This window comes from Methylobacterium variabile, assembly GCF_001043975.1.
Lineage (GTDB): Bacteria > Pseudomonadota > Alphaproteobacteria > Rhizobiales > Beijerinckiaceae > Methylobacterium > Methylobacterium variabile.
The window spans coordinates 1-7,896 of record NZ_LABY01000343.1; the positions used below are offsets into that span (position 1 = coordinate 1).

Annotated in this window: 8 protein-coding genes; 3 read left to right on the plus strand and 5 right to left on the minus strand. The window is 71.9% G+C overall.

The features are described from left to right. On the plus strand, positions 1-183 hold a 183-nt coding region (locus VQ02_RS38855), incomplete at its 5' end, for a hypothetical protein (protein WP_209437099.1). A 34-nt stretch (positions 184-217) separates the two neighbouring features. On the opposite strand, the gene VQ02_RS32540 is transcribed toward VQ02_RS38855, so the two are convergent. The 4 genes from VQ02_RS32540 to VQ02_RS32555 form a co-directional block, all read right to left on the minus strand. Then, positions 218-1,093: a bifunctional helix-turn-helix transcriptional regulator/GNAT family N-acetyltransferase gene (locus VQ02_RS32540; protein ID WP_048448412.1), complete on the minus strand. Its 876-nt coding sequence runs from the start codon at positions 1,091-1,093 to the stop codon at positions 218-220. A 128-nt stretch (positions 1,094-1,221) separates the two neighbouring features. Beyond that, positions 1,222-2,025, minus strand: coding sequence for a Bax inhibitor-1/YccA family protein (locus VQ02_RS32545; protein WP_048448413.1), 804 nt, complete (start codon positions 2,023-2,025; stop codon positions 1,222-1,224). A gap of 233 nt (positions 2,026-2,258) precedes the next feature. After that, complete coding sequence (locus VQ02_RS32550; protein WP_048448414.1) at positions 2,259-4,874, minus strand: ABC transporter permease; 2,616 nt, start codon at positions 4,872-4,874, stop codon at positions 2,259-2,261. 20 nt (positions 4,875-4,894) lie between these two features. Beyond that, positions 4,895-5,599 carry an ABC transporter ATP-binding protein gene (locus VQ02_RS32555; protein ID WP_048448415.1) on the minus strand — a complete coding sequence of 235 codons (705 nt, stop codon included), beginning with the start codon at positions 5,597-5,599 and terminating at the stop codon, positions 4,895-4,897. 171 nt (positions 5,600-5,770) lie between these two features. Between VQ02_RS32555 and VQ02_RS32560 the strand changes: the two genes are divergently transcribed. Further along, positions 5,771-6,382 carry an arylesterase gene (locus VQ02_RS32560; RefSeq protein WP_048448418.1) on the plus strand — a complete coding sequence of 204 codons (612 nt, stop codon included), beginning with the start codon at positions 5,771-5,773 and terminating at the stop codon, positions 6,380-6,382. 5 nt (positions 6,383-6,387) lie between these two features. Then, on the plus strand, positions 6,388-6,936 hold the full coding sequence (gene thpR / locus VQ02_RS32565) for an RNA 2',3'-cyclic phosphodiesterase (protein WP_048448416.1): 549 nt from the start codon (positions 6,388-6,390) through the stop codon (positions 6,934-6,936). A 263-nt stretch (positions 6,937-7,199) separates the two neighbouring features. Here the strand turns inward: thpR and VQ02_RS32570 are convergent. Continuing rightward, a partial coding sequence (locus VQ02_RS32570) for an ABC transporter substrate-binding protein (RefSeq protein ID WP_048448417.1) occupies positions 7,200-7,896 on the minus strand: 697 nt, incomplete at its 5' end.

Genomic DNA, 7,896 nt, shown 5'->3' on the forward strand with positions numbered 1-7,896 from the left:
CTCGCCTTCGCATCGACGTGTCGATGCGAAGGCGTCAAGCGCATCAGCGCCGGCGCCCGTTCGGGCTTGCCTTGCGCCTCCGAACGGGTCCGTTCGAAGGCGCGGCGGTATCAGGCGGCCGCTGCGCGGTCGCATTCGCGATGCGGGAAATCGGCTTCGCTCAAGCGCCGCGCAGGCGAGTGATACGACGTCCGGAAGCGATCTTCCGGACGTCGTATCAGAGCCGCTTCTCGAAGAAGTGGTCCGGATAGGGATCGTCGTTGAAGCGGTCGATCTCGGTCCAGCCGGTGCTGCGGTAGAGGCGCAGGGCCTCGGTCAGGGCGCTGTTCGAATCGAGGCGCAGGGTGTGGATCGACAGGTCCCGCGCCGCCGCCTCGACGGCCTCCATCAGGCGGCGGGCGAGGCCGAGGCCGCGGGACGAGGGAGACACCCACAGCCGCTTGATCTCGGCGACCTCCCCGCCCTTGCCCTTCAGGCCGACGCAGCCGATCGGCAACCCGTCCGACAGGGCGACGAGGAAGGTGCCGCGGGGGCGCATCATGTCGGCGGCCTCCGAGTCGCAGGAGCGGGAGACGTCGAAGCCGGTCGACAGCCGCCGCCCGAGCTCGGCGTAGTACGCGGTCAGGCAGTGCAGGGCCGCCTCGGCCCGCGGGTCCACCTCCTCGATCGTGATCCGCGACGCGCCGAGCGCCGTGGCGACGAGGTCCATCGCGCGCAGCAGGTCCTCGCCCTTGGGGAAGCGGGCCAGCAGCTCCGCCGCCCGCGCGTTCGACAGCCCCTCGTAGGCCGCGAATTCTCGCCGGCCCGCCTCGGTGAGCGCCGCGACCCGGCGACGTGCGTCGTCCGGATGGGGGAGCGTGACGACGAGCCCCTCCTCCTCCAGGCTCCGCAGCAGCCGGCTCATCAGGCCGGAATCGAGCCCGAGATAGTCGCGGAGGCTGCCGACCTCGCCGCGGCCGTGCCCGATGGCGTTGAGCACGCGGGCCGCCCCGAGCGGCCGCCCTCGGCCGAGGAACGAGGTATCGAGGGCACCGACCTCGGCGGTGACCGCCCGGTTGAAGCGGCGGATGCGGCTGATGGCGTCGATCGTCATTTCTCTGACCTAAGTCAGAGGTTTTGCGCCGTCAACGGGATAGCCGATCCTAAACGAAAAAAGCCCCGGCGCGCGCCGGGGCTTCTCGTCGGGCGTCCGGGGCAGCGGGCCGCCCCGGGGCCGGGTCGTCAGTTGTTCCGGTTGCCCATCAGCGAGAGCAGGAACTGGAACATGTTGATGAAGTCGAGGTAGAGCGTCAGGGCGCCCACCACCGACACCTTCGCGGCGGTCTCGCCGTCGAAGTTGCCGTAGATGTACATCTCCTTGAGCTTCTGCGTGTCGTACGCGGTCAGGCCGGCGAAGATCAGCACGCCGATGACCGAGATCGCGAACTGCAGCGCGCTCGAGGCCAGGAAGATGTTCACCAGGCTGGCGATCAGCAGGCCGATCAGGCCCATCACCAGGAACGAGCCGATGCCGGACAGGCTGCGGGTCGTGGTGTAGCCGTAGAGGCTCAGGCCGCCGAAGGCCGCCGCCGTGATGAAGAATACCTGGACCACGCTCGCGCCGGTGTAGCGGAGCAGCAGCGTCGACAGCGACGCACCCATCACCGCCGCGAAGGCGAAGAAGGTGGTGCGGGCGCTGGCAGCCGACATCCGTTCCATCCGGAACGAGAAGAGGAAGATGAAGGCGAGCGGCGCGAGCGCGATCACCCACATCAGCGGCGTGGCGTAGAGCGTGCGGCCGAAGCTGGTCAGCGGGATCGAGCCGATCCGCGCCACCGCGTCCGCCGACGAGGAGGCCACCGCGAGCTTGTTGATGCCGATCGCGACCAGGCCGGAGATGCCCAGGCCGACGATCATGTTGTTGTAGACGCCGAGCATGAACGCGCGCAGGCCCTGGTCGACTTCGACCTGGCTCTGGGCGTACCCCGTGGGGGCGCCGTAGCCGCTCGCGTTACCCTGCCGGAACGGGCTGTTCTCGAATGCCATGGGAGATTCCTTCGGAAGCTCTCTAGCGTGGATGTTCCTGGTGCGAGGCTCTCACGCGACCCTCGGACGCTTGCGCGTCGAACGACGGCCAGGCCCTCGCGGGCCTGTCCGCCTTGACGGGAATATGTGCGTCCCGGCAACCGCGCACAAGGGCGCTGCCGGAGCTGTCGCCCGTCCCGGAGCGCATAAAAATGGGGTCCATGTGCCGCAGGAATTATTTTGGATTAAAACCCCTACAGGTTTCGTAAGTACTGCGCCGGCTTCTGGCTGAGGATGCGCCAGGTGCCGGCGAGCCCGAGCGCCACCGCCACCACCACCGCCAGGATCGCCGCGACGACCGCCCCCGAGAGGTCGAGGGCGAAATCGAGCTTCATGACTCGGGTGATGATCACCCAGCCCGCCAGCGTGCCGGCGACGAGGCCGAACACGGCCGTGGCGAGCCCGAGCGCGCCGTATTCGAGGGTGTAGGCCGAGAGGAGCCGCGCCCGGGTCGCGCCCAGGGTCTTGAGCACCACCGCGTCGTAGAGCCGGGCCCGATGACCGGCGGCCAGCGCCCCGGCGAGGACGAACAGGCTCGTCGCCACCGCCACCGCGCTGGCGCCGCGGATCGCGAAGACGAGCTTGCCGACGAGGTCGTTCACCGCGTCGAGGGCGTCCTTCACCCGCACGCTGCTCACAGACGGGAACTGCCGGGCGGCGTCGCGCAGGATCCGGGCCTCGAGCGCGGGGTCCGGGCCCTCCGGCAGGGTCAGCGTCGCGAGGTCGCTGTGCGGCGCCCCCCGGAAGGTGCCGGGGGAGAACACCATGACGAAGTTGATGCCGAGGTTGCGCCACTCGACGTGGCGCAGGTTGGCGATCCCGACCGTCAGGTTGCGCCCGAGCACGTTGACGGTGACCTGGTCGCCGACCTTGAGGCCGAGGCTGCGGGCGAGCTGGTCGTCGAAGGAGACCAGGGGGCTCTTCGCCTCCTCGGGGGTCCACCACCGCCCGGCGGTGATCCGCGAGCCGTCCGGCAGCTCCTCCGCGTAGGTGATGCCGCGGTCGCCGTCGAGCACCCAGGCGACGTCCTCGGCGGCCTTGATCTGGCTCGCCGGCACGCCGTTCAGCGCCGTGATCCGCCCGCGCATCATCGGCACGCGCTCGATCTTGCCCCGCGGGGCCGCCTGCCCGAGGAACTGGTCGAAGGCCGCGGACGCCCGGCTCGGAATGTCGAGGAAGAACAGGCTCGGCGCCCGGGTCGGCAGGGAGCGGGTGAGCGTCCGGGTGATGTTGGCGTCGATCAGGCTCAGGGTCACGAGGAGGGTGATGCCGAGGCCGAGCGACAGCACGATCGAGGGCGTGAGCGCCCCGGGCCGGTGGAGGTTGGCGAGCGCCAGCCGCGGCGCCGCCCGCGCCGGGCGCGGCAGGCGTCGCGCCAGCGCCATCAGCCCGAGGGCGACGAGGCGCAGCAGGCCGAAGGCGAGGCCCGCCGCCGCGATGAAGATCAGCGCCACGCCGCGGTCGAAGGCGGTGGCGAGCGCCAGCCCGACGAGGCCGGCCAACGCCAGCGCGAGGATGCCGAGGTAGCGCGGCCGCGGCCAGCGCCGGTCGGGGTCGACCGTGTCGCGAAACAGGCCCGAGACCGCGACGTCGTGGGCGCGGCCGAGCGGGCCGATCGCGAAGGCGAGCGCCGTCAGCACCCCGTAGAGCGCCGCCACCGCGAGCTCGCCCGGCGCCAGGGTCGGGTCGAGGGGCAGCGGCAGCAGCGACCCGAAGGCGGCGTCGAGGCCGAAGGGCAGCACGGCGCCGATCACGAGCCCCGCCGCGATGCCGAGCCCGGCGATCAGCATCACCTGCGTCAGGTAGATCCCGACCACCCGGCTTCCCGGCGCGCCGAGGCTCTTGAGCGTCGCGATCGAGGCGCGCTTGCGCTCGACGAAGGCCCGCACCGCGTTGGCGACCCCGACGCCGCCGACGAGCAGCGCGGTGAGCCCGACGAGGGTCAGGAACTGGGTGAAGCGCTCGATGCTGCGGGCGAAGCGCGGATCGGCATTGAGGCGCGAGCGGATCTCCCAGCCTGCATCCGGCAGGGTGCTGCGGGCCTCGGCCATCACCCTCTCGACCGCGGCGTCGCTCCCCTCCGGCAGCATCAGCCGGTAGACGAAGCGGTTGAGGCTGCCGGGCTGGACCAGGCCGGACTGCCGCAGCGCGTCGAGGGAGACCATCAGACGCGGGCCGAAGCCGATGCCGCCGGCGATCTTGTCCGGCTCGCTCACCAGCACCGTGCGCAGCTCGATCTCGGCCCCGCCGACGGTGAGCCGGTCGCCGAGCTTGAGGTCGAGGCGGGCGAGGAGGGCCGAGTCGGCGGCGGCACCGTGGACGCCGTCGCGGGCGGCGAAGATGTCGCGGGCCGGCAGCGGCGGCTCGGTCGCGAGCGCGCCCACCGACGGATAGTCGGGCCCGACCGCCTTCAGCTCGACGAGGGCCGCGCCCTTGTCTCCGGCCGACGCCATGGCGCGGGTGAAGCCCACCGCCGAGACGCGGCCCCGCGCCCCCAGGAACGCCTTCTCGGCCGGATTCGCCTCCCGATGGATCAACCCGAAGGTGACGTCGCCGCCGAGGATCCGCCGCCCCTCCCGGGCGAGGCCGTCGGAGAGCGAGCGCGACAGCGAGGCGACGCCCGCGATGGTGGCGACCCCGATCGCGATGCAGGCAAGCAGCACCGTGAAGCCGCGCAGGCCCCCGCGCAGCTCGCGCAGCGCCAGGCGCAGGGTTAGCGGCAGGCGGGAGGAGCGGCCGGGATCGGCACCGGGCGTGGCGCCGGGCTTCTTGCCGGGCGCGCCGCCGAGCGGGTCGAGGCTACCGTGCATCGTCGTTCCGGGTTCCGGTTTCAGGCGCGCGTCGCGGCCGGCGCGGTATCGATCAGCCCGGAGCGCAGCCGGACCGTGCGGTCGCAGAGCCGGGCGAGGCCCGGGTCGTGGGTGACCAGCACCAGGGTGGCGCCACGGTCGCGCTTGAGGGCGAAGAGCAGCTCGACGATCTGCGCCCCGGTCGCCTCGTCGAGGTTGCCGGTGGGCTCGTCGGCGACGAGGATCGCCGGCTCCGGCGCCACCGCCCGGGCGATGGCGACGCGCTGCTGCTCGCCGCCGGAGAGCTGGGCCGGGTAATGGTTCAGGCGGTGGCCGAGGCCGACCGCGGCGAGTTCCCGCGCCGCGCGGGCATGGGCGTCCGGCGCGTCGGCCAGCTCGAGCGGCAGCGCGACGTTCTCGAGCGCCGTCATGGTCGGCACCAGGTGGAAGGACTGGAACACGATGCCGATGCGCCGGCCGCGGAACCGCGCCAGTGCGTCCTCGTCGAGCCCGGCGAGATCGGTGCCCTCGATCGCGACCCGCCCAGAATCGGGCCGCTCCAGCCCGGCCATGGTCATCAGCAGGGTCGACTTGCCGGAGCCCGACGGGCCGACGAGACCGACCGCCTCGCCGGGCGCGATGGCGAGCGAGATGCCCTTGAGGATGTGGACCCGGGCGGCGCCGCGGCCGAGGCTGAGATCGACGCCGTCGAGTGCGATCGCCGGTCCGGTGGCCTTGTCGGTCATGGGCGGGAAGCCGATCTTTAGCGGGGCGACCGACGCGGTCGCTGCCGGAGGTGGGTGTTGGAACGGACCTACGCAGGACAGGCGGCCCGTCGGCCCGATATGGGCCACGCCAAGGTGTTCCGCCATGATGTCCGCCGCGCGGCGCTCGCATTTCTGATCGTGTCGCTGCTGATGACCCTCGCCGCCCCGCTTCGCGCCCAAGGTGCCTCACAAGAGCGCACCCTGAACCTCGTCGCCCTCGGCGACAGCCTCACGGCCGGCTACGGCCTGCCGGCCGACGCCGCCTTTCCGGTGCAGCTCGAGGCCGCCCTGAAGGCCCGGGGCCAGGCCGTGACGATCGCCAATGCGGGCGTTTCCGGCGACACCGCCACCGGCGGGCTCGACCGGGTCGACTGGTCGGTGCCGGACGGGACCGACGGCGTCATCCTGGAGCTCGGCGCCAACGACATGCTGCGCGGCACCGACCCTTCGGTGACCGAGAAGGCCCTCGACGCGATCATCGTGCGGCTCAAGGGCCGCGGCATCCCGGTCCTGCTCGCCGGGATGCGGGCGGCGCCGAATCTCGGGCCCGATTACGGCCGGCGCTTCGACGCGATCTATCCGCGCCTCGCCGAGCGCCACGGCCTGATCCTCTACCCGTTCTTCCTCGACGGCATCGCGGGCGACCGCGGCCTCAACCTCGCCGACGGCCTGCACCCGACGCGGGCCGGGGTCGAACGAGTGGTGGCCGGCATCCTGCCGAGCGTCGAGGACTTCCTGAAGCGCCTGCGCAAGGGACCATGAGCGCCATGCCGCGCCTGTTCACCGGTATCGAGGTCCCGGCGGAGGCCGGCCTGGCGCTCGGCGCCTTCCGCGGCGGCCTCCCGGGGGCCCGCTGGGTCGAGCCCGCGGATTACCACGTCACCCTGCGCTTCATCGGTGACGTCGACGGCGGGCTCGCCGAGGAGATCACGACCGCCCTCAGCGAGGCGCGGGCCCGCCCGCCGCTGACGCTCACCCTCGACGCCCTGGCGAGCTTCGGCGGCGAGCGGCCGCACGCGCTCTACGCCCGGGTCGTGCCGGATCCCGATCTCGCGGAGCTGCAGGCCGAGCACGAGCGCATCCTGCGCCAGCTCGGCGTGGCGCCCGACACGCGCCGCTTCACGCCCCACGTCACCCTGGCACGGCTCAAGCGCGCCGGCCCGGACGGGGTGGCGCAGTACATGGCGATGCAGCCGGTCTTCCCGCGCCTCGCCTTCACGGCCCGGCGGGTCGCCCTGTACTCGGCGCGGGAGTCGGTCGGCGGCGGCCCCTACGTGGTCGAGGCGGCCTATCCGCTGACGGAGGATGCGGCCTGAGGCGCGCGGACGACGCAGCTGAGGCGGCCACCACAATCTGAGAGTTGGTCCGCCGTCCGGGTGCGGCGGAACGTACCAAGGAGGGTGCATCCCCCCGAATGGGTGATGGCGGCCTAAGCCGATTGCGTTAGTCTAGGATTACTGTCTCACAGAGACGTGCGCCCACGCCGGTCACCTCCACCTTCGAACTTGGCGTGGGCGCTTCCTTGTTCCGACCGGCTTCGGCATCGCCCCGGCGGCGTCCGACTCGCGCAGGGAACGGCTCACCCCGCCTTGCCGACGATCGGGCAATTGCCCGCCTCGAGCGGCCGGAACGCCCGGTCACCGGGGATCGTCGCCACGGGCTTGAGCAGATCCCACTCGCCCTTCGACTCGGCGGGCGACTTCACCTGCATCAGGTACATCTCGTGGACCATGCGGCCATCCTCGCGCACCCGGCCGTTCTTGGCGAAGAAGTCGTTGATCGGGGTCTCGCGCAGCTTGGCCACCACCGCCTTGGCCGAATCGGTCCCGGCTGCCTGCACGGCCTTCAGGTAGTTCGCGATGCTCGAATAGACCCCGGCCTGGAACTGGGTCGGCATGCGGCCGTGCCGTTTCAGGAAGCGCTGGGCGAAGGCCCGGGTCTCGTCGTCCCGGTCCCAGTAGAAGCTGGTGGTGAGCAGCATCCCTTGCGCGGTCTCGAGGCCGATCGCCCGGAGGTCGACGACATCGATGAGGAGGCCGACCAGCTTCTGGCCCTGCTGCTGGATGCCGAACTCGCCGGCCTGCTTGGCCGCCGTGGCGGTGTCGCCGACCGGATCGGCCAGCGCGATCACCTTCGCGCCCGAGGACTGCGCCTGAAGCAGGGCCGAGGAGAAGTCCGCCATGCCCATCGGGTGGCGCACCGAGCCGATCACCTTGCCGCCGGCCCGGGCGACCGCCTGGCCGGTGTCGCGCTCCAGGGCGTGGCCGAAGGCGTAG